The following is a 26,881-nucleotide window of genomic DNA, read 5'->3' on the forward strand; positions in this document are numbered from 1 at the left end:
AAGAGTTCCAAGAAAGTTGCATTAACCTTCAACGAACGCCGGAACGCGTTCCGGCGCCGAACCCGAGTCCGATCGAGACGAGCCAATGATCAAAACTCAAAAAGTGGTTGGCACCGCTTTTGTCGTGGCGGAATTCCGCAATGACGAAAACACGCAAGCTCATCCGCTCTACCGCGATCCCTTTGTCCACCTGTTCCTCGATCGGGAAACGAAACAGGCGGCGGATCGCATTTCCCAATCGTTTCCGCCGATCAGGAACAATGTGCGCCTGAGGACTCGCTACTTCGACGACCGGCTTCGTCATCAGATCGACCAAGGGCGTCGGCAGATCCTCATACTTGGCGCCGGTCTCGACACAAGGCCGCAGCGGATCGCAGCCGAAGGAGTCGCCTATTTTGAAATCGACGCTCCTGAAACCCAGGCGTTCAAAAAGGCGAAGCTTGAAGCAAGCAATGTCGATCCCAACACGACATATATCGGGGCGGATTATGTGACGGATGGAATGATTGATCTCCTTAGACGAAACGGATGCGATTTCCGGCTTCCCACCCATGTCATATGGGAAGGCAACACAATGTATTTGAATGAAACTTTTGTGTGTCAGATCCTGACGAGTCTCATGCGCCAAATCGAGAGCTGCTCGGTGTCCTTCGACTATATGGCGGAGGATGTGATCAGCAACGCCACCGGCGATCCTGAGATCGCCAGCGTTGTCGCGAGATTCGCCGCCATGGGCGCCCCTTGGACGTACGGAATCGACGATCTTGCCGCACTCGCCGCGCGTTGCGGCGCAAGCGTGCTCGATCGGGCGACGCTCGCCGACCTTCATCGAACCTATTGGCCGGATCAGCCGTTAACCTCGCCCCTCTACGGGTACTATACGCTTTGCACGCTGCAGAACGCGGTGGCGTCGTAATAAGCGCGTCGCGGCGCCGGCCGGGGAATAAGCGCAAAGATCGTCAGGGAGACAGACCAGCGCTACATGAATATCAAAAGTTATAAGACAGGAGACCCCCATGCCAAAAGGCATTCAGTTCACCGGCGATTTCGAGGTATCCGCGATGCCGGCGCTCATCCCTGGCAGCTGGTATATTGGATTTGCGTGCAAACAGTGCCGACAACGCTTTGCTTTTCTGAGCGAGCTGACAGGCACGGGCGCTCTGGAGATATCCGGGCCCGCCACATTTAAGGTGACGTGCCCGAACTGTGGCGCGCGCGGAGAATATTCGGCCACCGAAGTCATACAGTTTCAGGCGGCTCAGGGCGGCCCATCGTCGACCGCCTAGCTCGCGGCTCAACCGGCCCGCTCGTAATGGGCGGTGAAGTGCCGCAGAAATGGCGCCTGTTCTGTGATCCGGTAGGCTTCGATTGACTCGCGCCGGCGGCCAATGGCGTCGAGCACTTCGATCAGATAGTCGAAATGGCTCTGCGTATAGACCCGGCGAGGGAACGCCAACCGCACCAATTCGTGCGGCGCTGCGATCTCCTCTCCCCCTCCCGGCGCAGGCTTTCCGAACATGACGCTGCCCAGCTCCACGGCACGAACCCCGCCCTCTAGATAAAGCGCATTGACGAGCCCGATGCCGGGATAGTCGCTGGCCCTCAAATGCGGGCAGAACGCGGCCGCGTCGATGAATATGGCGTGGCCGCCAGCTGGGCGCACGATCGGTATGTCGCGCGAGATCAGCGCTGACGCCACATATTCGACGGTCGCATGCCGATAGCGCTGATAGTCATAATGGAGCGCTTCCAACAAGCCGACGGAGATTGCTTCCAGATCACGGCCGGCGAGACCGCCATATGTCGGAAACCCTTCCGTCAGAATGAGCAGGTTACGAAAGTCATCGGCCCAAGAATCATTGTTGCAGGCGAGAAATCCTCCGATATTTGCGAGCCCGTCCTTCTTTGCGCTCATCGTCGCGCCATCGGCGAATGAAAACATTTCCCGCGCAATCTCTAACAGCGTTCGATCGGCGAAGCCTTGCTCACGCTCTTTGATGAAGAATGCGTTTTCCGCAAAACGGCAGGCATCGATGATCAGCGGAATGTTGTGCTTCTGCAAGATTTCCTTGACGCTCCGAACGTTTTCCATCGACACCGGTTGGCCGCCGCCGGTGTTGTTGGTCACCGTGAGCATGCAGAAAGGAATGTTCGCGGAGCCTTCGGCCTCGATCAATTGTTCGAGTTTGCCTAGGTCCATATTTCCTTTGAACAGCTTCTCGGAATGGAGTTCGCGCGCTTCGCTCGACGGCAAGTCCGTCGCAATCGCGCCGACATATTCAATGTTCGCGCGCGTCGTGTCGAAGTGACCATTGTTGGGAACGACGTTGCCCTTTTGCAAGCGTGTCGCAGCCAGAATGCGCTCGGCGGCGCGTCCCTGATGCGTCGGAAAAATGCGTTTGAATCCGGTAATCTCGCGCACGGTTCGCTCGAATCGTCGCCAGGAGCGGCTGCCGGCATAGCTTTCGTCGCCGAGCATCAGAGCCGCCCATTGGCGATCGGACATGGCGCCCGTGCCGCTGTCGGTCAGCAAGTCGATGGTGACGTGGTCGGCGTCCAAAAGGAAGACATTGTTGAACGCGCTTGCGAGAAGCGCCTCACGCTCGCTGCGCGTGGTGATGGGCAGCGCCTCGGTCATCTTGATGCGAAACGGCTCGATGATCGTCTTCACGGGAATGCTCGCGCTTGAAAGCCGAAACCGACTGGGCTGTCGGCCACGTGCTCTTCAAATGGGCCTCATCGCAGGGCTGGTCCACTTCCAAGCGCCAACGGCAGGCATCGCCGCTCTTTTACAGCGCCTGCGAGCTTATCGCTCTTTCGTGGATTTAATCTTCGGGATCGTCGGGCAGTTCCGCGCGTTCCAGCGTTCGCGCGTTTGACGCGGCGCGTGCATAACGGCGACTGGACGCGAACCGATTGCGCCAAGACTGGTCGCGGCGCCGGGAGCAGCCATCGATTGTGGGCGACTGCGCCGATCAACTGCGATTGTTACTGCTTCTCCCCGAGCCGTCCGAAAAACTTGCGAACCGAATTCGCGGTGCGCTTCAGAAAGGTGGAGAAGCCGTCGGGCTTCCGAGAGGTTTGATGGCTGGCGTTCCTGTCCTTGGCTTGATGCTTGGGTTTGGCGTCCGCGCCGGTATTGACGGCTCCGCGTTTGGACTCAGAGGCGTTTTGCTCTTGTTCGGGCCTGATCTGCTCACGCGATCTTTCCGGGGCAACGGTTGCAGGCTCCGCAGTTGAATTCTTGTCCGGCTTTGCAGGCGCGGCGGCTTCCGGCGCGGCGGGCGCAGCCGGCGCCGGCAGAGTCGCCGCTGGCGCAGCCTCATTGCCATGGAGCGCCTTGTCTCCCTGCTCACGCTCCTGGGATGGAGAGCGCGCTTTGCCTCCTTGCTCGCCGCCCGGCGCAACAGGATTCGGTTTCGAGCTTTCTGGCGTTGCGGCCGGAGGCGCGGCGATGATCGCGGCGTCGCTCGGCCCTGCCGGCGCGGCGCTGCTCGGATGTGGCGTCGCGTCGTTTGTCGGCGCGCGCTCCTTCTCCATGGACTTTGCCGCCGGGGCGCCCGTCTCCGCCTTGGGCAATGCGCTCTGGCTGGGATTGACCTTTTCCTGTCTGGTCGGCGGCGACGCGCCGGGCGCGCCTGCGCGTTTGGTTGAATCAACAGAGCCAAAGAGCAATGTTTTGACGCCAATGACGGAAACCAAACCGCCAACAACGACCAGACCGGCGATCATGATGGTTCGGCCAGCGCGGCGCGCCGGCTTGTCGAGAACCGTTCCGTCGTGGCGGCTTACAAGAGGCGCAAGGGCTGTTGCGGAAGCTTCATTATTGGCGCCTATCGCGTCTTCGTTCGCAGACCCGCGATCCTCGGACAGGCTGATGCGCTCCACGACGACGCCGCCATCTGACGGCGACGAGTCCAGATCTGAAAGGGAATGATCGTCGCCGACATTCCGCGCTTCTGCTTCATCAGGTCTGGCGATCGTTTCTCGTCGCCGTTCTTCCTGCTGGTGACGCTTGAAGCCTTCGATGAGCCAGTTATCGACGGGAACTTCCTTGCTGGCCGCATGCATATGTGGGCCGCGGGATTGATGGCTCGCCGCTTTTGCGCGCTCTTCCTCTTGCCGCCGCCTGAAGGCTTCAGCGACCCAATTATTGCCGGATCCATCGTGAGCGCGGCGCGTTACGCCGACGTCGGCGCCGCCTGGGGAAGAGCCGCGCTCGCTGCTTCGCCGCGCGTCTTCGCGGCGTTTCAAGGCGCCGAGCGTCCAATCGCTTTCGAGAATTTCTTGCAAAATCTTATCCCCACTCACCGGCTCCGCTCCTGCGCTCATGGCTGCAGCGATGATCATCCGGGAACGCATGAGGTTTACACGAATGATCGATGCTAGCTGACTGACGGCGTGCGTCAATGATCCTGACGCTGGACACAACTTGGTCAGGTCGGAGGCGCGCGAAATCTGCGCGCGAACAACCTCCTAACGCAAGCGTCGCTCGAACAAGAACAGCCGCGGCATGCCCTTCAATGCCGAGCTTACGACGCGCCATGAGACGCGGCATGTGACGGTGGCGCTGAAACGGCTATTCGAGGTAAGCTCTCGCTAGCGGAAAGAGGTGAGAGAAGCTGGAACGCCGCAGCGGCCGGCCTGACGCCACGACGGAAGCGAGTCCAAAAATTTAGACAAAAGGAAACAGACTATGCGGACTGTCCTCAAATTTTCTATTGCGCTCGCCTTTGTTGGAATCTCGTACCCCGCACTTGCTGCCCAGTGCGGACACTCAGCGGCGGGCTTCGACAATTGGAAGCAGGAATTTGCCCAGGAGGCGCGCGGCCAAGGCATCGGTCAGGCGGGCATCAGCGCGCTCATGAGCACCCATTACAACGCGCCGACGATTTCCGCCGATCGCGGCCAGAAGAGTTTTCGCCTTTCGCTCGACCAATTCCTCGCCAAGCGCGGCGGCCCGGCCATTGTGTCGCGCGGCCGCGCGCTCAAGCGCTCCTACGGCGGGCTCTTCGCCCAGATCGAGCAGCGCTACGGCGTGCCGCCGGGACCTCTTCTCGCGATCTGGGGGATGGAGACCGGGTTTGGCGCGGTGCATGGCAACCAGCACGCTCTGTCGGCTGTCGCGACTTTGGCATATGACTGCCGCCGCTCCGACTATTTCACCGATCAGCTCTATGCCGCGCTGACGCTGGTCGATCGCGGCGCGCTGTCGCCGAGCGCCCGCGGCTCGATGCATGGCGAAATTGGCCAGACCCAGTTCCTCCCGAAAAACATCCTCAATTACGGCGGCGGGGGCAATCTCGACAACTCGGCCGCCGCCCTCAACGCCACCGCGAATTTCCTTCACGCTCATGGCTGGCGCGCCGGCGGCGGCTATCAGCCGGGCGAAAGCAATTTCGGCGCAATCCAGGCCTGGAACGCGGCCACGGTTTATCAGCGCGCGATTGCGCAGATCGGCCGCCAGATCGACGGCGGCGGCGCGTCGCGGGACCAATGACGCGCGAAGCCCCAAAAAAACGCCGGCGCAATTGGCGCCGGCGCGATTCCAAAACGCCTAAAGCCAGGCGCCATCACTCAGCCGGTGTCGCCTCCGGTCCATGATCCTCATCGGGCGCACTCGGCGGCGGAGGCGGCGGCGGCGGTTTGTGCGCCTTGGCCGCGGTCGTCGTGTCACGACGGCGATGGACGAGATAGATTAAGAAGGCGGCGATCGTGCCGAGCCCGAGCGTCAGATAGACCGGCAGATCCCGCATGAAGCTCTTTCCCACCGAGAAGGGGAATCGAGACACCCATCGCTCACCGTGATCGCCAGTAACCGTGACGATGCCGACGAAATAGCCCGGCTCATTGAACGTATGTTCAAAATTGATCGTGCCTGTCGGGTAGCTCTTGGGTTCCCGGTAGGCGACGGTGACGGCTTGGAGATCCTCGTTTTCTTTCTCCTCCCCGCCGATATCCTTGACGATGCGCAGCTCGACCTTCATGTCGCGCAGCTCTTCCTGCTCCGCGTCGAAAACCATGATAATCGGCCCGGTGGCGGGAATGTCTTCGCAGAATTCGTTCTTGGACGCTTCCGGCAGATAGCCAGTGAAATTCATGATGTCCGGCCCAATGAAGAGCCGGCACCGGCCTTCGGCCGCCCCCAAGCGCCCATGCGCCTCTGCCGGAGCGGGCGCGCCGGCGACCATCGTCACGACAACAGCCGCGGCTGATAAAACAGCGAGGCGAAAGCCTCTTGTGAAACGGCAAGGCTCCCGCGGGGCGAGGCGATCTTCGCCCACGTCCGGCGCGGGATGCGCTTCCGGATTTCCATCACGCATGATGACCTCCTGGGTCTTCGTGTGACAAGAACACGCGACTCTCAGAAATGTTGCCTTCGCGCCGCACAGCCACTCCCGCCAAGCTTACGCTTGGGGAGTCGCTCCTGACAACGCCTGAGGCTTGATGTTAGCGGATTCCGGCGCATCAGCAAGGGTGCGACAATCGGTCGCTGTTTCCGCGGTGCGCAATGCGCACGCCCTCTCCGCGCGCAGGGCTCTCGGGAATCCCCCGTAGCCGAACGAACGCCGCTCGGAAGGAGCGGATTTTGCAATGCGAAACAAAATTGACCAAAATCAGAAAAAATATTCCGCGCCGGCTTCTTCGTCGTGAAACCACCTTAACAAGAGTTCATCAGCGGGAAGCTTGCCACCCAATTAAGGCGGAGCCATATTCAGCGCGAGGCTGGGAGCGCTTTTCTCTATCGCGAAGCGCGGAACAGCCAACCAGACCATGAGGATCAAATGTCCAACTTCGACCGCAACACCAGCTTCGGCTACGGGCGCGGGGTCGCGCGGCCGACCACAGCTGAGATCGACCAGGGCCTGCGCGCCTATATGCTTGGCGTCTATAATTATATGACGCTGGGCTTGGCCGTGACCGGGCTCGTCGCGCTCGGCGTTTATATGCTCGCCGTCGCCAAGGTGGCGCCCGGCGCGATCGAACTGACGTCCTTCGGCCACACGCTCTACGCCACGCCGCTGCGCTGGGTGGTGATTCTGTCGCCGCTGGCGTTCATTTTCTTCATGGGCGCGCGGGCGAACGCCATTTCGGCGGCGACGGCCCGCAATCTCTTCATCGCCTTCGCGGCGGTGATGGGATTGTCGATGTCCTCGCTTCTGCTCGTCTTCACGGGCGTATCGGTCGCGCGGGTCTTCTTCATTACCGCGGCGGCGTTCGGCGGGCTGAGCCTATACGGCTACATGACGCAGCGGGATCTGTCGGCCTTCGGCTCCTTCCTGGTGATGGGCGTCTGGGGGCTTGTGATCGCCGGCCTCGTCAATCTGTTCCTGCAGTCGACCGGACTGCAGTTCGCGCTGTCGATCGTCGCGGTTTTGGTGTTCGCCGGCCTGACGGCCTGGGACACGCAGAACATCAAGGACATGTATTACAGCAGCGACAGCTATGAAGTCGCGCAGAAGAAGAGCGTTTTTGGCGCGCTCTCGCTCTATCTGGACTTCATCAACATGTTCCAGTCGCTGCTGTTCCTGTTCGGCCAGCGCAACAACTAAACGGGGACCCGCCCGAGAAAAGCCCCGCTTCGGCGGGGCTTCTTCTTGCGTAATTGCGTAAGCCTTTGCGGGCCGACCCGCCTGTGGCAGAAAGCCGCCGAGCGACCTAACGAGGAGCCTTAATGGCGGACGTCACATTCCCGGCTGCTGCGGCGGCGGGACTACTGTCTTTTCTCTCCCCCTGCGTCCTGCCTCTGGTGCCGCCCTACCTGACCTATCTCGCAGGCGTCAGCATGGAGGATCTCGAACTCGAGACGCGCTCCGCCGCGCGGCGCGACATTCTGCTGTCGTCAATTCTGTTCGTCCTTGGCTTTACGACGGTCTTCGTCGCGCTTGGCGCAACGGCCAGCGCCTTCGGCGGCGTCCTGCGCGCCAATATGCATATTCTGTCCTGGGTCGCGGGCGGCATCATCATTCTGATGGGCCTGCACTTCATCGGACTCCTGAAAGTCGACCTGCTGTATCGCGAGAAGCGCGCCGAGATCGCCAAGCCCATGGGACTCTTCGGCTCTTATGTCATGGGGCTCGCCTTCGCGTTCGGCTGGACGCCCTGCATCGGGCCGATCCTCGCCGCCATTCTCGCCGTCGCGGGGACGCAGGAGACGGTGCCGCTCGGCGCCGCCCTGCTCGCGACCTATTCGCTCGGCCTCGGGCTGCCTTTCATCGGGGCTGGCTTGGCGCTCGGCCGCTTCCTCGCCTTCGTTGCGCGTTTCCGCCGGCATTTCGGAAAAGTTGAAAAAGTCGTCGGCGTGTTGCTCGTCTTCACCGGCGTCGCATTTCTCACGGGCGGCGTGCAGGAGATGTCCTATTGGCTACTGGAACTGTTTCCTGGCCTCGCCAGGCTCGGATAGGCGGCGCGCGGAACCCGCTCTATGACGAGCGCCGGCTGCCGGAGATCGACCGGCTGCGCGGCCTTGTCATGGTCCTCATGGCGCTCGACCACATGCGCGACTTCTTCGACGCGGACGTCATGCGCTTCTCGCCGACCGATCTCGATCACACCTATCCGCTTTTGTTCTTCACGCGCTTCATCACGCATTTCTGCGCGCCGACCTTCACCGTTCTCGCCGGAGTGAGCGCCTATCTCTATGGCGTGAAGGTGAAAGACCCTGTCGCGCTTTCGAAATTTCTGGCCGCGCGCGGCCTGTGGCTCATCTTGCTCGACGCCGCCGTCATAAGCCCGATCTGGGGCATGGGCTGGGGCCGGATCGAGCTGGCGACGCTTTGGGCGATCGGCTGCAGCCTTGTGGCGCTCGCCGCCTTCTCGCGCCTGTCGCCGCGAATTGTGCTGCTTATCGGCGTCGCGATCATCTTCGGCCATAATCTCCTCGATGGAATTCATGCCGCCGACCTCGGCGCGTTCGGACCGTGGTGGTCTCTGCTGCATGAGCGCGGCAAACTGCCCTTCGACGTGCCGGGCGGCGTCCTCTATCCGGCGCTTCCCTGGATCGGCGTCGGCGCGCTGGGTTACGGAATCGGGCCGCTGTTCCTCAAGCCGGCGGCGCTGCGCGACCGCACGCTTTACCTCGCTGGCGGCGCGGCGCTGGCGCTTTTTGTCGTGCTGCGCTTCTCCAATCTCTACGGCGATCCGCGTCCCTGGAGCGTGCAGCGTGACTCCGTCTTCACCCTGCTCTCATTTCTCAACGTCACGAAATATCCGCCCTCGCTGCTCTATCTTCTGGTGACGCTTGGCGGCGCGGCGTTGACGCTGCCCGCGTTGGCGCGCGCCGGAAAAAGAATCGGCGACGCGCTGACGGTCTTCGGCCGCACGCCATTGTTCTTTTATGTCCTGCATCTTTACGTCGGCGCCCTCGCGGCGCTGGCGCTCACCGTCGCGCGCGGCTATTCCCTGGCGGACATCGCGACCTGGTCAAGAGGCGGGGGGCCGCCGCCGGAATTTGGCGTTGGGCTCGCGGGCGCTTACGTCGCCTGGATCTTGATTGTATTGGCGTTGTATCCGCTGTGCTGCTGGTTTGCGGAGGTGAAGCGCCGACGCCTCGATCTCTGGTGGCTGACGTATTTGTGACGCGGCGTCAAATTGGCGCGCGGCGCCGCCATTAAGGTTTCGGCGTAAGCCGCCTTGGTGGTCGCGCAGCGCGCTTGTATAGAGGAACCCGACCCAGGAGCGCAGGTTCCCGCTCATATGAGGTCTTACGCCAGAAGGCGGGAAAAAACGGAATGCTTGAAAAGCTGGTCGCCTTTTGTCTCCGCTGGCCCTGGACAGTGGTTTTGCTCACTCTCTGTCTGACGGCGGGGGGCGTCTATGTCACCGCTGAGCGGTTCGCCATCGATACTGACACCGGAAATCTTTTCTCGCCAGATATCCCTTGGCGCAAGAATGAAGCGGCGCTCTACAAAGCCTTCCCGGACCTCCTCGACGTCATCGTCATCGTCATCGACGGCAAAACCAGCGAAGCGGCCGACGACGCCGCGAAGCGGCTCAACGCGGCGCTGCAGGACAAGCCTCTCCTGTCGCGCGTATGGCGCCCGGACGAGCACGAATTTTTTCGCAAGAACGGCCTGCTGTTCCTGCCGGTCTCCGACATCGAAAAAAATGTCGGCGTGATGATCGGTCAGCGCGACGTTCTCCAACCGCTCGCCGAAGATCCAAGTTTGCGCGGCCTGTCGAGCGTGCTCGTCGGCAACTTCAAGTCCGCTTCCGGCAGCGACCGCGCGATGAAAATGTACATCAGCGGCGTCAAGGAGTTTTCCGCCGGGATCGAGCAGGCGCTCGCTGGAAAAACGGCGGAGGTCGACTGGGGCAAGCTGCTGGCGTCGGGCGGCAGCGCGCCCGCCGCGCCTGAAATGGACAAGCGACGCATCGTGATCGCCAAGCCGATCGTCAATTATTCCGACCTTGAGCCGGGCGCCGACGCGATCAGGCTGGTGCGAAAGACGGCGGCCGAACTTCATCTCGACGAAGAACACGGAGTCAACCTGCGCTTGACGGGTCAGGTGCCGCTCGCGGACGACGAATTCGCGACGATCTCGGAAAACATGACACTGAACACCGTTGGCACGCTCGCCGTGGTGACGCTCATTCTGTTCGCCGCGCTGCGCTCGCCAAAGCTCATTCTCGCCGTCCTCGCCACCCTGCTCGCAGGTCTCGCCATGACGTCGGGGCTTGGGATCTTGATGATCGGCCGCTTCAACCTGATCTCGGTGGCCTTCGCCGCGCTGTTCATCGGACTTGGAGTCGACTTCGGAATCCAGTTTGCGACCCGCTATCGCGAAGAACGGCACAGCGACGACCATCTCGAACGCTCGCTGCTTTCAGCCACTCGGGGCATCGGCAGCTCGCTGACGCTCGCCGCGGTGTCGCTGCTCGCCGGCTTCTTCTGTTTTCTGCCGACCTCGTTCAGCGGCGTGTCGGAACTCGGACTCATCGCGGGCGTCGGCATGATCGTCGCCTATGTCGCGACCCTCACGTTCCTGCCGGCGGCGATCAAATTGCTGCGCCCGCGGGCGGAGCATGTGCCGATCGCGACCACGTCGCTCGCCGCCGTGGACCACTGGATCGCGCATCACCGGGCCTTCGTGCTGATCGCCACGGCGATCGTCGTGCTCGCCGGCATGCCGGCGCTGATGCATCTGACCTTCGACTCCAATCCGATGAATCTGCGCGATCAGAAGGTGGAATCGGTCGCGACTTTTCTTGATCTCTCCAAGGACCCCAAGACGGCGCCGAATAAGATCGAGGTGCTCGCGCCCTCGATCGAAGCCGCGCGCGAACTGGAAAAGAAGATCGAGGCGCTGCCTGAAGTCGATCACGTCGACTCGGTCGACTCATTGGTCCCCAAGGATCAGGACGACAAGCTCGCCCTCGTCGACATGGCCGTTTCCCAATTGCGCGGGGTGCTGAATCCCAAGCTGAAATCGCCGCCAAGCGACGCCCAGACCGTCAAGGCGCTGACGGACGCCGCCAAGGCGCTGCGCCGCGCGACGGCGAAGAAGCCCATCCCGGCCGTGACGCGCTTCGCCAACGACCTCGACGCTCTCGCCAAGGCGAGCCCGGAGACGCGCGCGGCGGCGCGCCAAGCGGTGTTCGGCGGCTTCGACAAGATGCTCGGCGAAATCCGTCAGGCGCTGCAGGCGCAGCGCGTGACGGTCGAAACGCTGCCCGAGGATTTGCGTAGCGACTGGATTTCCAACACCGGCTTGGTGCGCGTCGAGGTGACGCCCAAGGGCGACAGCAATGACCGCGTCGTCATGACCGAATTCGCTCAAGCGATGCAAGCAATTGCGCCGGACGCGAGCGGTCCGCCGGTGATCGTGTCGGAAGCGCAAAAAACCATTACGCGCGCGTTTCTCGAAGCTGGACTCTATGCCTTTATCGCGATCTTCATCATCTTGGCGGTGGCGCTGCGCAATCCGCTCGACGTCGCCTTGACGCTGGGCCCGCTGGTGCTCGCCGGCATCATGAGCCTTCAGGCCGCCGACTTACTTGGCATGTCGCTCAATTTCGCCAACATCATTGCGCTGCCGCTGATGTTCGGCGTCGGCGTCGCCTTCCACATCTATTATGTGATCGCTTGGCGAAAGGGCGTCGTCGACATGTTGGCGTCGAGCCTGACTCGCGCCATCTTTTTCAGTTCTCTAACGACGGGCACCGCTTTTGGCAGCTTGATCCTGTCGAGCCATCCCGGAACCGCGAGCATGGGCCAACTTCTCGCCATTGCGCTGTTCTTCACATTGCTCGCCGCCTTCATTATCGTGCCGGCGTTTCTTGGCCCGCCCCGCGCTCCCGCGACGGATGAGGGGGACGTGGCTTGACGGAGTCGGCGTTCCGCCGTTCGCTACTCGAATCGTATTCATTGCAACCGAACAGAGGTCCGGCGTCATGAGAAAAGCATTTCAACGCATCGCGATGGCGACGGCCCTCTGCGCCCCCACGGCGGCGTACGCCGCCGCCGACGCGGTTTACGGCGTCTGGGTTCGCGAAGGACATCCGAACGACAAGCTGGAATTCTACGACTGCTCGGGCAAGCTCTGCGCCAAGGGGATCGAGGCGATGCCCGATGGCTCGCCGGCCCCTCAGGTCCTGCGTAACGCCGCAAAAACAACGCCCAACCACTGGGAGGGCGAGATAAATGATCCCGAAAGCGGCAAGACCTACATCGGCAAGATCGCGCTTGATTCGCCGACGACGCTGACGATGACCGGCTGCCTGGTCTCCTTCCTGTGCCAAAGCGAGACCTGGACGAAAGTTTCCGGCCCGACCAAGCCGGCGGCCGCCGCTGGACAGCCTGCCGCCAAAACGGCCGCGCCCGCACCGGACGCGAAGGAGCCTGCCGCCGCGAAACCCGCAGCCCACGAACCCGCGGCCAAGGAGACGGCGAAGCCTGCCGGCAAGGCGGCGAAACCGGCGAAAGGCAAGACGACAGCCCCGCCAGCCGCAACGGAATAGCGGCCCGATGGGGCGCGCGGCAGGCGGTCCTTACCGATAGGTAACTTGACCGTCGCAGCGCGCCGCGCGAGCTTAGACCTCACAGCTTTCGCGCGTTGACGGCCAGCGCGCACCCTCCCCGCCGCCGCTCCGAGGCCCGCAACTCGCTGCTCGTTAAGTCTTCGGACGAGCGAAAACGAGCCGCAGAGACGAGCGAGAGGCCTTCCCGGCGCCTTCGCCGGCGCTTAAGGAAGGGGACGCTCGCGGCCGTTCTCGCGATCCTTCCGGAGACGTCTGCTACTTGACCGCGCCCGCTCTGTCTCGCTCTTTTCGACCAGCGCTGGCGGCCGCCGCAACGCTCGCGGCGGCGCTCGCCGGCTGTGATCTCGAGTGGGACAAGCCGAATCTTTCGGCGCCGCCGCCCGCGCGCTTCAAAGAGGCGAAACCGCAGCCGCAGCCGCCGATCTCCGGCGGACGGGATTTCGCCGCCAAATTCGGTTCGCGGGAGCTGACGGAGCTCGTCGAGCGGGCGCTCGACGATAATCTCGACATTGCGGCCGCGATCGGCCGCATCGCCCAGGCCGACGCGCAGGCGCGCGTCTCAAGCGCCGCGCAATGGCCATCGATCTCGATGACGGATATCGCCCGCACGACGCGCACGCCTGGCACGACGATCAACGTCGGCTCCGCAAGCGGCGGATTTAATCCGGCCACCACGTCGAGTTCGAGTTCGACCGCTACCTCGAGCTCCGGCTTCCGTGCGCGTAACTTCGGCTTTTTCCAGCTTGGCCTGACCGCGAGCTACGAAGTGGACTTCTGGGGCAAGAACGAGGACGCCTCCAAGGCTGCGCGCATTCTCGCCAACGCCTCGCGCTTCGATCGCGACGTCGTCGAAATCTCGACCGTCGCGGCCGTGCTGAACGCCTACTTCCAGGTGCTCACGGCGCAGGACCGTCTGCGCATCGCCAATCAGAACGTCGCGATCGCGCAGGGAGTCATGGACGCCATCAACGCGCGGCTTGAAGTTGGGACGGCGACCGTGCTCGACACCTCGCAGCAGGAAACGATCCTGGCTCAACAGCGCGCGACGATTCCGCCGCTCGAACAGACCTTGCGCCAAACGCGCAACAACCTCGCGGTATTGCTGGGACAGACTCCCGAGAGCATGACTGTAAAGGGCGGCTCTCTCGTAAAGCTGAAGTTTCCGCAGATCGCGCCAGGGCTGCCCTCCGAGGTGCTGCTGCGCCGGCCCGACGTCGCCGAAGCGGAAGCGCGACTCGCATCACAGGAATTTTCGGTGTTGCAGGCGCGAGCGGCCTTTTTTCCTTCCTTGACGCTCACCGGCCTCTACGGCTTTCAGAGCGCCATGCTGTCCACGCTTGTTTTGAGGCCTGACGCCGTCGCCTGGCAGGTCGCCGGCACGCTCACGCAGCCCGTATTCGACGGCTGGAACCTGCAGGGCCAATATGACCTGCAGAAGGGCCGCTATTCGGAACTGGCGGCGATTTATCGCAAGCAGATTCTAACCGCTCTGTCCGATACTGAGAACGCGCTGATTGCAATACGCGAAACGGACCGCCAGATGAAGTTCCTCGGCGTCGCCGTTTCTGCGGCTCGACGCGCCTTGGACGCCGTCGAGATGCGTCTGCGGGAAGGGACAATCGATATCGTGCAGCTGGCGCAGACTCAGACGACCTATTTCCAGACGGAGGACCAGCTCGCGATCGCGCGTCTCTCCCACTTCCAGGCGGCGACGAGCCTGTATCAGGCGCTCGGCGGCGGCTGGTCGCCGACGACTCGCGAAATCGAGATCGCCCGCTCCAACGCCGCTTATGAGGCCGACAGAGGACCATGGCCATGAACCGCGTCAGCCGAAGAGTGCTGCTTGCGGTCGGCGCGCTCGCGCTCGCCGGCGCCCTTGCGTGGGCGTATCAGACGGACAGGCTGCCCGGGTTCGCCGCCAAGGACGCCGCCAAGGACCAGGGCCCCGTCGCGGGGCGTTCCGGCGGCGGGCGCAGCGAGGGGACCGTCACCGTCACCGCAGCCAAGGCGCGCATCGAGGACGTGCCCGTGACGATTGACGCCGTCGGCACCGTGCAGGCGCTCAACACGGTGACAATTCGCACGCAGGTGGATGGGAGGCTGTTGCGCCTCGCCTTCACGGAGGGACAGGACGTCCGCAAAGGCGACATATTGGCCGAAATCGACCCGGCGCTCTATCAGGCCCAATATGATCAGGCGGTGGCCAAGAAGGCGCAGGACGAGGCCAATCTCGCCAACGCTCGCGTCGATCTCGCGCGCTACGAAAGACTCCTGGTCGGCGCCTACGCCTCGAAGCAGCAACACGCCACTCAAAAGGCGTCCGTCGCCCAGCTCGAAGCGCTGGTCCGCGCCGACAAAGCGGCGATCGACAACGCCAAAACGACGCTGGATTATGCGACGATCCGCTCGCCGATCGACGGGCGCGCCGGCATCCGCCTCGTCGACGTCGGCAATATTCTGCACGCCTCCGACCAGACCGGCATTGTCGTCATCACGCAACTGAAGCCGATCTATGTTGTGTTCACATTGCCTCAGCAGGCATTGCCGGCGGTGCAGAAGGCTCAAGGAAAGGCCAAGGTTTCGGCGCTCGGTCCGGACAACGCCACGCCGATCGAAGTCGGCGAGCTGACCGTCATCGACAATCAGATCGACCAGCAGACAGGCACGGTGCGTTTGAAAGCGACCTTCGCCAATCCGAACCTGGCGCTCTGGCCCGGCCAGTTCGTCAATGTGCGGCTGATGCTCGACACGATGAAGAATGTTCTCGTGGCGCCGAGTCAGGCCGTGCAGCGCGGGCCGAACGGCGCCTTCGTCTATGTCCTGGGGCCCGATAACGTCGCCACGATGCGCCCGGTGACGACAGGCCGACAAGATGAGACGATCGCCGTCGTCACTTCGGGGCTCGAGCCCGGCGAAGTCTTGATCACAAGCGGCTTCTCGCGGCTGTCGGACGGCGCGAAAGTGCGCGTCATGAATGCGCCGGAAACCGCCAACGCCGAAAAAAATGGCCCTGGCGCCGAAGACCGGCGCAGCGCGCCAAGCGACGGCGCGCCTGCGCCTGCGATGCGAGGTAATCGAACAAAAAGATGAACGTTTCGGCGCCCTTCATCCAACGGCCGGTGGCGACGTCGCTCTTGGCGTTCGCCGCGCTGCTGTTTGGCGTGATGGGCTATCTGCGGCTTCCCGTCTCGCCGTTGCCGCAGGTCGATTTTCCGACCATTCAGGTGACGACGCAGCTTCCGGGCGCCAACCCCGACACGATCGCCTCACTGGTGACAGCGTCGCTCGAACGGCAGTTTGGCCAGATACCGTCGCTGACCAGCATGTCGTCGCAAAGCTCTTTCGGGCTTTCGCAGATCACGCTGCAGTTCGACCTCGACCGCGACATCGACGCGGCCGCGCAGGACATTCAGGCGGCGATCAACGCGGCCGCCTCGACGCTGCCCCGCAACCTTCCCTATCCGCCGGTCTACGCCAAGGTGAACCCTGCGGATACGCCGATCCTGACGCTGACGTTGCGTTCAAAGACCGCCACGCTGCGCGATTTGAGCGATCGGGCCGACACCTTGATCGCGCCGCAGCTCTCGCAGGTCACGGGCGTCGGGCGCGTGTCGGTGCAGGGCGGCGTCCGCCCCGCCGTGCGCATTCAGGCCGATCTCGGCCGGCTCGCCGCCAATCGCATCGGCATGGAGGATCTGCGCCTCGCCATCGCCGCGGCGAACATCGCCGGCGCCAAGGGTTCGCTCGACGGCAGGCGGCAATCCTACACGCTCGACGCCAACGACCAGATTCTGCGCGCCAGCCAATACAGTGACATCATCGTCGCGTGGCGCAATGGCGCGCCGGTGTCGCTTCGCGACGTTGCGCAGGTTGTCGACGGGCTCGAGAACTCCCGGGTCGGCGGCTGGCATAATGGCGAGCAGACGGTCGTTCTCGACGTGCTGCGACAGCCCGGCGCCAATATCATCAACACCGTCGAGCTGGTGAAGAAGGAGCTGCCGCAGATGCAGCGAGCGCTTCCCGCCGGCATGTCTCTTGAGATCGTCAACGACCGGACCGTGACGATCCGGGCCTCGATTTTCGAGGTGCAGCTGACGCTCGTCATCGCCGCGGCGCTCGTCGTGCTGGTCGTGTTGATGTTTCTGCGCAGCTGGCGGGCGACGATCATCGCCGGCGTCAGCCTGCCGCTCTCGATCATCGCCACCTTCTCGATCATGTGGGCGGCGGGCTTCTCGCTCGACAATCTGTCGCTGATGGCGCTGACCATCGGCACCGGCTTCATCGTCGACGACGCGATCGTGATGATCGAGAACATCGTGCGCAATATCGAGGAAGGCAAAGCGCCGCGTCAGGCCGCACTCGACGGCGCGCGCCAGATCAGCTTCACGGTCGTATCGCTCACCGTCTCGCTTATCGCCGTTTTCATACCGCTGCTGTTCATGACCGGCATTGTCGGGCGGATGTTCAGCGAATTCGCGCTGACGTTGACGATCGCCGTCGTCGTCTCGGCCGTGATCTCCTTGACCCTGACGCCGATGCTCTGCGCGGCCCTGCTGCGTTTTACGCCGCCCCGGGGCCCCTCCCGCTGGGAGACGCTTTCGCTTGCGATCGACCGTGGCTATTACGCGTCGCTCGATTGGGCGCTCAAGCGCGAAAAACTCATGCTCGCGATCACCGTCGCGACTCTCGCGCTCACGGTCGCGCTCTATGTGGTGATTCCCAAGGGCTTCCTGCCGCGGCAGGACACCGGCGTGCTGTCGGTGGTTCTCGAGGCCTCGGCGGACGCGTCCTTCGACAAAATGACCGCGCTGCAGGCGAAGATCTCCGAGGAGTTTCGCCGTGACCCGGACGTCAGGGCGGTGACGTCCGTGCTCGGCGTCGGGCCGCTCAATGCGACGACCAATGTGGCGCGGCTCACGGTGATGCTGCGCCCGCATAGCGAGCGCCACGAGAATGCTGAAAAGATTGCGGACCGGCTGAAAGCCGCGGGGCAAAAACTCCCTGGCGTCGCGCTGTACGTCCAGCCGGTGCAAGACATCCAGATCACGACGCGGCCGAGCCGGTCGCAGTATCAGTATACGCTGACCTCCCCCGACCGCGAGGAATTGCTGACCTGGTCGAATCGATTGCTCGACAGCCTGCGTAAGACCCCGGGGTTGCGCAATGTCGCGGCCGAAACGCAGGACGGCGGCCTGCGCACGCTGATGCGCATCGACCGTGAGAAGATGGGGCGGCTCGGCATCACCGCGCAGATGGTCGACGACGTGCTCAACGACGCCTTCGGGCAGCGGCAGATCTCGACAATCTACACGCAATCGAACCAGTATCGCGTCATTCTCGAAGCCGCCGCGCAGTATCAGCGCGATCCGTCGGCTTTGGAAAAGCTCTATGTCGCGCCGCTTGGCGGCGGACCGCAGACGCCGCTTGCGAGCTTCGTGAAGCTGGAAAATCTCTCGGCGCCGCTGACCGTCGCGCATGAGGACCAATTTCCGGCGTCGACGATCAGCTTCGACCTTGCGGAGGGCTATGCGCTTGGCGACGCGGTGAAAATGATCGCCAGCGCGGAGGCCGCGATCGGCATGCCGTCGTCGATCCTCGGCGTATTCAGCGCCGACGCCGCCGAATTCAACAAGTCGCTGGCGAGCGAGCCCTGGCTCATCCTTGCGGCGGTCGTGTCGATTTACGTCGTGCTCGGCGTTCTCTACGAGAGCTTCGCCCATCCTTTCACCGTTTTGACGACTCTGCCCTCGGCGGGCGTCGGCGCATTGGTCGCGCTTCTCTTATTTCGAATTGAGATGTCCATCGTCGCGCTGATCGGCGTCGTTCTGCTGATGGGCATCGTCAAGAAGAATGCGATCATGATGATCGACTTCGCGTTGGACGCCGAGCGCGACGATGGACTCTCCGCGCGCGACGCGATCGTGCGCGCCTGCCATCTGCGCTTCCGTCCCATCATGATGACGACGCTTGCCGCGCTCTTTGGCGCGCTGCCGCTCGCGCTCTCGCATGGGCCGGGCAGCGAGCTGCGCATTCCGCTGGGCGTCGCGATCATCGGCGGCCTGCTGCTCTCGCAGGCGCTGACGCTGTACACGACGCCGGTCATCTATCTCGCCGTGGAGCGGCTGCGCGTGCGGCTTTCGCCGTCGGCTGAACCGCCGGTCGCCGAGAAGGAGTTTGAGCCGGTCGGCGAACTGCCGAAGCCGCCCGCCCGGGAGGCTGCCGAGTGAACGTCTCCGCGCCCTTCATCAGGCGGCCGGTCGCGACGACGCTGCTGGCCAGCGCACTCTTCCTCATCGGCGCCGTCGCTTATTTTTTTCTGCCGGTGGCGAGCCTGCCAGCGGTGGACTTTCCGATCATCGGCATTTCCGCGCTGCGGCCCGGCGCCGATCCGCAGACCATGGCGGCGTCCGTCGCGGCGCCGCTCGAACGGCGCCTGTCCAGCATCGCCGGCCTCAACGAGCTGACGTCGTCAAATTCGCTTGGCTCGACGCAGATCATCGCGCAATTCGACATTTCGCGGCCGCTGGACGCAGCGGCGCGCGACGTTCAGGCGGCGATCAACGCCTCCATCACCGACCTGCCGGCGGATCTGCCGATGGCGCCCGTCTATCGAAAGGCGAGCCAGTCGAGCATGCCCGTGCTCGTGCTGGCGATGACCTCCGACACATTGCCGACAAGCGCGATTTTCGATGCGGCCGATTCCGTGATCGCGCAGAGGGTTTCGCAGATTCCAGGCGTCGCCGAGGCGCGCCTCGCGGGCGCCGAGCAGCCGGCGATCCGCGTCCAGGTCGACAGCGCGCGTCTCGCCGCCATGGGGCTGGGCGTCGACGCCGTCGCCAACGCGCTCAACGCCGCCAACGCCCATTCCGCCGTAGGGGCGCTCGGCGGCGATGCGCGGGAGATTACGCTCGCGACGACCGACCAGCTGTCGACGCCCGAAGATTATCGCAACATCGTGATCGCAGCGCGCGGCGGGGCGGTGGTCAAGCTCGGCGACGTCGCCTCGGTCGAACTCGGGGTTAAGAACCGCAACGCCGCCGGCTGGTTCAACGGCAAGCCGGCCGTTCTTCTTATCGTCACCAAGCAGCCAAACGCCAATGTGATCGAAACGGTCGATCAGATCAAAGCGATGATGCCGCAATTTCAGGAGTGGATTCCGAGCGGCGTCAAGATCGATGTGCTTGCCGACCGCACCCAGACCATTCGCGCCAGCATTCACGACATTCAGCGGACGCTGGCGATCTCCATCTTTCTGGTGATGATGGTCGTTTATGTGTTTTTGCGCCGCGCGACGCCCGTCATCGCCGCCGGCATCACCGTGCCTCTCTCTCTGGTCGGCACCTGCGCCGCGATGTGGGTCGCGGGCTTCTCGATCGACAATCTGTCGCTGATGGCGCTGACGATCTCTGTCGGCTTCGTCGTCGACGACGCCATTGTCATGATCGAAAATATCCAAAGCAACGCCGAGCGCGGTCTGAACCGCCTCGAAGCGGCGCTGGTCGGCTCCAAGCAGATCGGCTTCACCGTCGTCTCGATCAGCCTCTCGCTCGTCGCTGTCTTCATTCCGCTTCTTTTCATGGAAGGCGTGATGGGCCGGCTGCTGCGCGAATTCTCCTGGACGCTGACCTTCGCCATTGCGATCTCAACGGTCATCTCCCTAACCGTGACGCCGATGGTCTGCGCGCGCCTGCCGGCGCCTCGCGAAAGGGCGCCTTCGCGCTTCGACCGGCTTATCGAAGGCAGTCTCGATCGAATCGTCGATCTCTACGCGCGCAGCCTGCGGCCGGTGATCGATCATCCCTGGGCCACCCTTATTGTCGTGGTCGTCTCGATCGGCTGGACGGTGCGACTCTACCAGACGATCCCCAAGGGCAACCTGCCGCAAGACGACATCGGCCTGATCAATGGAACGACCGAGGCCTCGGGCGACGTTTCTTTCACGGAGATGGCGCGTTTGCAGCGGCTCGCCTCCGACGTTCTGGTCGCCGATCCCGACGTCGCCAATGTCGGCTCATTCATCGGCGCCAGCAGCCTGACCGCCTCGACGAATCAAGGCCGGCTGTTCGTCGCCTTGAAGCCGGCCGACGAGCGGCGCGCTTCGAGCAAAGAGGTGATCGCGCGCCTGCGCGGCGAATTTGCGAAAATTCCGGGCCTCAGCGTGTTCATGGTGCCGTCTCAGGATCTGCGAACGGGCGGACGGCTGAGCAAGTCGCAATATCAGTTCACCCTGTCGAGCCCGTCCATCGAGATTCTCGAGACGTGGCGCGACAAGGTGCAGGAGCGCCTGAAGCAGGCGCCCGAACTCATCGACGTGGCCTCCGACCAGGAACGCGGCGGGCTGCGCGCCAAAGTGGTCATCGATCGCAACGCCGCCTCCCGAATGAATGTGCAGATCGCCGCGATCGACGCCGCGCTGAACAGCGCTTTCGGCCAGAGACAGGATGCGATCGTCTATACCCAGCGCAATCAGTATCGCGTGATTTATGAGACGCCGCTCGAACGTCAGCGGGACATTCGCGACCTCGCCGGAATTTATGTCTCCTCGGTCACCGGCGAGCAGATTCCGCTCACCGCAATGGCCCATATCGAGCGCAGCTCAATGCCTCTTGTCGTCCATCATCAGGGCGTCGTGCCGGCGACGACAATCTCTTACAATGTCGCGCCAGGCTACAGTCTCGACGCCACCGTCGCGGCGATCGAGCAGGCGATCGCCGAACTCAATCCGCCGGGCGGCTTGCGCGCCGAATTCGCGGGCGACGTCGCGGATTTCCGCAAGGTGGCGGCGGGAATGGCGGCGCTGATCCTCGCCGCGCTGGTTTCAGTCTACATCATTCTCGGAATTCTTTACGAAAGCCTCGTCCATCCGATAACGATCATCTCGACGCTGCCCTCGGCGGGCCTGGGCGCGCTGCTGTCGCTCGAACTGTTCGGCGTCGAATTCACCATCATCGCCTTCATCGGCATTTTGTTGCTGATCGGCATCGTCAAGAAGAACGGCATCATGCTCGTCGACTTCGCCTTGCAGGCGGAGCGCGACAGCGGCATGTCCGTGCATGACGCCGCGCTCGCGGCGGCGCGCGAACGCTTCCGTCCGATTCTCATGACGACGCTTGCGGCGACCTTCGGCGCGCTGCCGCTGGCCTTCGCGACCGGAATCGGCGCCGAGCTACGGCGCCCGCTCGGCATCACCATCATTGGCGGATTGCTGCTCAGCCAGGCGCTGACGCTCTACACGACGCCGGTGATCTATCTGTTGATGAGCAAGCTCCGTCGCACGAAGCCGGCCGCGCCCGCGCAAGCGCGGGTCACGCCGTTAAAGGTCAGCGGAGCTTAGCTCAGTGCGCCGGCGGTTGTGGCGCCGCGAAGAAGAAGCGCAGCACCTGGGCCGCGCCGCAATCCTCAATCGGAACGTGCCAGAACTTGGAATCGAGATCGGGAAAGCGCTCCATCGGCAGCTGGATTTGCGTGAGCCGCGCGTGACTGTCGAAGCCTCGGAGCATGGCGCGTTCGAACAGTTTCAACAGCTGCTCTTCGCAGTCTGGCACTTCCGTGACAGTGAGAATGGTGTTGTTGGCGAGGGGGAAGTCTTTCTCGAACAGCTGTTCCAAATTAACCGGCGCCATGTTCGCGTCTCCGACGCCCCCTAGATGGAGCTTCGACTATCCTGGAAGTCCTAACGCCCAACCCTTAACATCACGCCAAAAGATGAGTGACGCTAACAGGTTGGCGATAGGAGTCCACACGAAAGCCGGGCTCAGCCTTTCAGTTATTTAAGGCGGGTTTGTGGAAGCGACCAGTTCTCCCCAGCTGTCCTCGAAGATCAGATTCTCCAAAGGCAGACGCGAGGCCCAGCGTTTCGCTTCGAGTTCCGGCAGCTTATAGGCCTGCGCGACATAGCCGACGCAGAGATAGGCCACGATGGCGATCTCTTTGGGAATTTTAAAGATCTGGCGCAGATCGGTATCCCGGACGATGCTCACCCAGCCGACGCCGACGCCTTCGGCGCGCGCCGCAAGCCAAAGATTTTGAACGGCGCAGGCGGTGCTCAGGATATCGGTGTCGGGCTGCTGCGTGCGTCCCAGCCCGGTCGCGCCGAACCGCGCGCGATCGCAGGTGACGCAGATATTGAGCGGCGCTTTCACGATGCCCTGCAGCTTGAGGCTGCGATAGAGCGAGCGACGCTCCGGCTCCAGCGCCTGTTCCTCGGCTTCGCAGGCGCGCTGAAAGGCCGCATAGGCGGCGCGTCGCTTCTCGACGTCCCGGATGACGATGAAGTTCCATGGCTGCATAAAGCCGACCGAGGGCGCATGATGGGCCGCGTCGAGGATGCGCAGCAGAACGTCGCGCGGCACGTCTTCGGGAAGGAATTCGTCCCGCACGTCGCGGCGCGCGTGGATGACGCGGTAGATCGCGGCGCGCTCGGCCTCGCTGAAGGCGTCGGCAGGCGCCAGATCCGCTGGCTTCTCGTCCCGCTCGTTCGGCGCTTCAGCCGCCATCGACGCTCTCCAGCGCTGCGGCAAGCCGCGCCCAGGCGGATTCGTTTGGCGGCAAACCGAACCGCAGCCAGTCTGGCCTTTCGGCGAAGGCTCGGGTCAATATGCCGCGCGCGGCGAGATGCGCAAACCAGCGGGAGGCCTGCGGACTCGCCGCCAGCCGAAACAGCGTCGTTCCGCCCACGATGTGAAAACCGGCCTGCGTCAAAAGCGCGTCGAGGCGCGCAGCGTCGCCCGCGCTGGCCCGCGCGGCGTTCGCGCGCCATGCGTCATCCGAAAGCGCGCGGGCGCCAATAGAGAGCGCCGGACCGGACACGGCCCAGGGTCCGAGCGCGGCGCGCAGCTTCGCCCCGCGCGCACGCGAACAGAGCGCGAAGCCGAGCCGCAATCCGGGAAGCCCGTAAGCTTTGCCGAAGGAACGCAGCACGACGAGGCCGTCGTTATGCGCGAAACGCACGACGCTGCGTTCCGGGGTGAAATCCACGAAGGATTCGTCGACGATCAGCAGACAGCCACGTTGCGACATCTGCGTAGCGGCGGATAAAATGTCCTGCGGCCCGACCACGCGTCCGTCCGGATTATTGGGATTGACGATCACGCCAACGTCGGCGTTCGCAAGCGCGTCCAATGTTTCCACCGTATCGACCTGCGCGCCCATTGCCGCCCAACAGGCGGCGTGCTCGGCGTAAGTAAAGCCGAGAATCGCGACGCGTTTCGCCGGGAAAACGCGCGGCAGCATCTGAATGAAGGCTTGCGCGCCGCCGCCCGCGACGATTTCCACGCCAGACGGCGCGCCATAAGCGCGCCGCGCGGCGCTGTCGAGCGCGGCGAAAGCGTCATCGTCGGGAAGCCGCGTGAACGCCTCATCGGCAAGCGGCGGCAGCGGATAGGCGCGCGGATTGACGCCCGTGGAGAGATCGAGCCAGGGCTGCGGCGCGTCCGGATAGAGTCGGCGCGCGGCGTCGAGTCGCCCGCCATGCGCCACGACGGGCGGCGCGCCGATTGCCGAATGCGCCGTCACCGCGCCATCTCCCACAGCGCGTCGAGATCGATATGCTGCGCGCAATGCGCCGCCAGCGCATCGAGCGTCTCTTCGATTGAATCTTCATACCGCAGCGAAGATTGCGGCGCGCCAAGCATGCGCAGCAGCGACGCGCGCAAGCAATCATCCGCGAAAATCCCATGCGCATAGGCGCCCGCCACACGGCCGTCGCGCGAGATCGCGCCATCCGCGCGCCCATCCGCCAGTTGCAGCGCCGGCCGCGCGCAGTCGGGACCGTTGGTTGCGCCAACATGCATTTCGTAGCCGCAGAACGGCGCGTCGAAAATCGTCGCATGGCCGTTGACCGGGCTCAGCGTTTTCTCTCCCGTCAGCGTTGTTTCAATATCGAGGAGACCCAAGCCCTGCGCTTCGCCCGCGGCGCCTTCGACGCCGAGCGGATCGCGGATCACGCGGCCGAGCATCTGATAGCCGCCGCAGACGCCGAAGACGCGGCCGCCGCGACGGACATGCGCGAGAATGTCGATATCCCAGCCATTGGCGCGCAGCGCCGCGAGATCGGCGATCGTCGCTTTCGAACCCGGCAGCACGACGAGTTGCGTTTCCGGCGGCAGCGGCTCTCCGTCCTTGAGGAAGACCACGCGCACGCCGGGTTCGGCTTTCAGCGGATCGAGGTCGTCGAAATTGGCGATATGCGGCAGAAGCGGAACGGCGATCACCACGCCGTTGCGCTGATCGTGGCTTCGCATGCGCAACCCGAATGCGTCCTCCGCCGGAAGCCGCGCCGCGCCGTCGAAAAAAGGCACGAGGCCGAGCGAGCGCCAGCCCGTCCGCGCTTCGACAAAGCGCAGACCATCGTCGAACAGCGAGGCGTCGCCGCGAAATTTGTTGACGATGAACCCTTCGATCATCGCCGCGTCATCCTCGCCCAGCGCCGCCTTGCAGCCGACGAGCTGGGCGATGACGCCGCCGCGGTCGATGTCGCCGACCAGCACAACCGGAACGTCGGCTTCGCGAGCGAAGCCCATATTGGCGATGTCGTTCTGGCGAAGATTGATTTCGGCGGCGCTGCCGGCGCCTTCGACGATGACAAGCTCGGCTTCAGCTTTCAGCCGCGCGTAGCTCTCGAGCACAGGCTGCATCAGGCGCGGCTTCAAGTCCTGGTAGTCGCGCGCCTTCGCCTGGCCGACGACGCGTCCCTGCACGATGATTTGGGCGCCCGACGCGCCTTGCGGCTTGAGCAGCACGGGATTCATATCGATGCGAGGCGTAAGCCGCGCGGCGCGCGCCTGCAAGGCCTGGGCACGGCCGATCTCGCCGCCGTCGACCGTGACCGCGGCGTTGTTCGACATGTTTTGCGGTTTGAAAGGCGCGACGCTGACGCCGCGCTTGACGAAGGCGCGCGCGAGCCCGGCGACGAGCAGCGACTTGCCGACGTCGGAGCCCGTGCCCTGGATCATCAACGTGCGGCTCATGAAGCGAGGAAAGCCATCGCCGCGTCGATGCTATGCGTCGTCGCGGCGTCTCCACTCGCGGGACGCGCAATCATGACGACGTCAAGCCCGAGCGTCCGCGCCGCTTCGATCTTGGCGTAGGCGAGCGCGCCGCCGCTGTTCTTGGTGACGACGATCTCGATGCGCCGCTCGCGCATCAGCGCGATCTCATCCTCGAGCGCGAAGGGACCGCGGCCGAAGATCACCTCGCAGGACGGCGGCAGGTCATCGGAGTCGGGCGGTTCGATCACCCGCAGGAGGTAGTCGTGCTGCGGCGCGGCGCGAAAATCGGCGACGCCCTGCCGGCCGATCGCAAGAAAGACCCGGCGCGGCGCGACGCCGAGCGCGCGCGCCGCCGCGGCGTTGTCGTCGACGTCGATCCAGCGATCGCCCTGCGCAGAGACCCATGGCGGGCGCGTCAGGACGAGCAGCGGCACGTTGGCGACGGCGCAGGCGGCGCGGGCGTTGGCGGAGATGCGCGCGGCGAAGGGATGCGTCGCGTCGATGACATGCGAAATGCGCTCTTCGATGAGATAGCGCGTCAATCCTTCGACGCCGCCGAAACCGCCGACGCGAACCGGCACATCATGCGCGAGCGGCGCGCTGGTGCGTCCGGCGAGCGAAATGACGCCCGCAAGACGCGGGTCGGCGGCGATACGCGTCGCCAGCGCGCGCGCTTCGCTCGAGCCGCCGAGCACGAGCGCGCGGCGGCGCTCTATCGAAGCGGACGAAGGAAATCGCGTCGACTCCGCACTCTTGGCGCCGTTTTCCATCAATCCATTCACGCGCGTCACACAACCCAATCGAAGTTTTCACGAATGTCATTCCCGACGCACGCATCGCGGGGGATCGGGAATCCAGACTCTTATCTCGATACTGGAGTTCCGGTCGGACCTTCGGTCCGCCGGGAATGA

19 protein-coding genes are annotated in these 26,881 nt (G+C 63.6%); 11 read left to right on the top strand and 8 right to left on the bottom strand.

The window, feature by feature from the left end:
• The first annotated feature begins 85 nt into the window (after positions 1-85).
• Complete coding sequence (locus tag IYX23_RS04520; RefSeq protein WP_196392092.1) at positions 86-916, top strand: SAM-dependent methyltransferase; 831 nt, start codon at positions 86-88, stop codon at positions 914-916.
• Positions 917-1,294: 378 nt separating this feature from the next.
• Here the strand turns inward: IYX23_RS04520 and IYX23_RS04525 are convergent, their stop codons facing one another.
• Entirely contained in the window at positions 1,295-2,671 is a 1,377-nt protein-coding gene (locus tag IYX23_RS04525; RefSeq protein WP_196392093.1) for a tryptophanase, read from the bottom strand.
• Between the two features lie 317 nt (positions 2,672-2,988).
• Positions 2,989-4,332 carry a hypothetical protein gene (locus tag IYX23_RS04530; protein ID WP_196392094.1) on the bottom strand — a complete coding sequence of 448 codons (1,344 nt, stop codon included), beginning with the start codon at positions 4,330-4,332 and terminating at the stop codon, positions 2,989-2,991.
• 364 nt (positions 4,333-4,696) lie between these two features.
• On the opposite strand from IYX23_RS04530, the gene IYX23_RS04535 reads away from it, so the two are divergent.
• Complete coding sequence (locus tag IYX23_RS04535) at positions 4,697-5,500, top strand: lytic murein transglycosylase (protein WP_196392095.1); 804 nt, start codon at positions 4,697-4,699, stop codon at positions 5,498-5,500.
• 73 nt (positions 5,501-5,573) lie between these two features.
• Here the strand turns inward: IYX23_RS04535 and IYX23_RS04540 are convergent, their stop codons facing one another.
• Positions 5,574-6,323, bottom strand: a complete 750-nt coding sequence (locus IYX23_RS04540) for a hypothetical protein (protein ID WP_196392096.1) — start codon at positions 6,321-6,323, stop codon at positions 5,574-5,576.
• Positions 6,324-6,785: 462 nt separating this feature from the next.
• Here IYX23_RS04540 and IYX23_RS04545 point away from each other — a divergent pair, with 462 nt between their 5' ends.
• From IYX23_RS04545 to IYX23_RS04585, 9 genes are all read left to right on the top strand, one after another.
• Positions 6,786-7,553: a Bax inhibitor-1/YccA family protein gene (locus IYX23_RS04545; protein ID WP_196392097.1), complete on the top strand. Its 768-nt coding sequence runs from the start codon at positions 6,786-6,788 to the stop codon at positions 7,551-7,553.
• Between the two features lie 122 nt (positions 7,554-7,675).
• The gene (locus IYX23_RS04550) at positions 7,676-8,404 is read left to right on the top strand and encodes a cytochrome c biogenesis protein CcdA (RefSeq protein ID WP_124737499.1); all 729 of its coding nucleotides are present in this window, start codon (positions 7,676-7,678) and stop codon (positions 8,402-8,404) included.
• The gene (locus IYX23_RS04555; RefSeq protein WP_246716479.1) at positions 8,362-9,579 is read left to right on the top strand and encodes a heparan-alpha-glucosaminide N-acetyltransferase domain-containing protein; all 1,218 of its coding nucleotides are present in this window, start codon (positions 8,362-8,364) and stop codon (positions 9,577-9,579) included. The genes IYX23_RS04550 and IYX23_RS04555 overlap by 43 nt, the downstream gene beginning before the upstream one ends.
• 152 nt (positions 9,580-9,731) lie before the next feature.
• The gene (locus IYX23_RS04560; RefSeq protein WP_196392098.1) at positions 9,732-12,326 is read left to right on the top strand and encodes an MMPL family transporter; all 2,595 of its coding nucleotides are present in this window, start codon (positions 9,732-9,734) and stop codon (positions 12,324-12,326) included.
• A gap of 67 nt (positions 12,327-12,393) precedes the next feature.
• Positions 12,394-12,960, top strand: coding sequence for a DUF2147 domain-containing protein (locus IYX23_RS04565; RefSeq protein WP_196392099.1), 567 nt, complete (start codon positions 12,394-12,396; stop codon positions 12,958-12,960).
• 280 nt (positions 12,961-13,240) lie between these two features.
• Complete coding sequence (locus IYX23_RS04570; RefSeq protein WP_196392100.1) at positions 13,241-14,800, top strand: efflux transporter outer membrane subunit; 1,560 nt, start codon at positions 13,241-13,243, stop codon at positions 14,798-14,800.
• The gene (locus IYX23_RS04575; protein ID WP_196392101.1) at positions 14,797-16,071 is read left to right on the top strand and encodes an efflux RND transporter periplasmic adaptor subunit; all 1,275 of its coding nucleotides are present in this window, start codon (positions 14,797-14,799) and stop codon (positions 16,069-16,071) included. Before IYX23_RS04570 ends, IYX23_RS04575 begins: the two co-directional genes overlap by 4 nt.
• Positions 16,068-19,208 carry an efflux RND transporter permease subunit gene (locus IYX23_RS04580; RefSeq protein WP_196392102.1) on the top strand — a complete coding sequence of 1,047 codons (3,141 nt, stop codon included), beginning with the start codon at positions 16,068-16,070 and terminating at the stop codon, positions 19,206-19,208. The genes IYX23_RS04575 and IYX23_RS04580 overlap by 4 nt, the downstream gene beginning before the upstream one ends.
• Entirely contained in the window at positions 19,205-22,315 is a 3,111-nt protein-coding gene (locus IYX23_RS04585) for an efflux RND transporter permease subunit (RefSeq protein ID WP_196392103.1), read from the top strand. The genes IYX23_RS04580 and IYX23_RS04585 overlap by 4 nt, the downstream gene beginning before the upstream one ends.
• Before the next feature lies 1 nt (position 22,316).
• Here the strand turns inward: IYX23_RS04585 and IYX23_RS04590 are convergent, their stop codons facing one another.
• From IYX23_RS04590 to IYX23_RS04610, 5 genes are all read right to left on the bottom strand, one after another.
• Positions 22,317-22,604 carry a hypothetical protein gene (locus tag IYX23_RS04590; protein WP_196392104.1) on the bottom strand — a complete coding sequence of 96 codons (288 nt, stop codon included), beginning with the start codon at positions 22,602-22,604 and terminating at the stop codon, positions 22,317-22,319.
• A gap of 147 nt (positions 22,605-22,751) precedes the next feature.
• Entirely contained in the window at positions 22,752-23,477 is a 726-nt protein-coding gene (gene bluB, locus IYX23_RS04595) for a 5,6-dimethylbenzimidazole synthase (protein WP_196392105.1), read from the bottom strand.
• Positions 23,467-24,495, bottom strand: coding sequence for a threonine-phosphate decarboxylase CobD (gene cobD, locus IYX23_RS04600; protein ID WP_348643629.1), 1,029 nt, complete (start codon positions 24,493-24,495; stop codon positions 23,467-23,469). The genes bluB and cobD overlap by 11 nt, the downstream gene beginning before the upstream one ends.
• Positions 24,492-25,949 carry a cobyric acid synthase gene (locus tag IYX23_RS04605; protein ID WP_196392107.1) on the bottom strand — a complete coding sequence of 486 codons (1,458 nt, stop codon included), beginning with the start codon at positions 25,947-25,949 and terminating at the stop codon, positions 24,492-24,494. Before IYX23_RS04605 ends, cobD begins: the two co-directional genes overlap by 4 nt.
• The gene (locus tag IYX23_RS04610; protein ID WP_348643630.1) at positions 25,946-26,761 is read right to left on the bottom strand and encodes a cobalt-precorrin-6A reductase; all 816 of its coding nucleotides are present in this window, start codon (positions 26,759-26,761) and stop codon (positions 25,946-25,948) included. Before IYX23_RS04610 ends, IYX23_RS04605 begins: the two co-directional genes overlap by 4 nt.
• Positions 26,762-26,881: the final 120 nt, after the last annotated feature.

Origin of the sequence: Methylocystis sp. L43 (assembly GCF_015709525.1) — a bacterium.
GTDB lineage: Bacteria > Pseudomonadota > Alphaproteobacteria > Rhizobiales > Beijerinckiaceae > Methylocystis.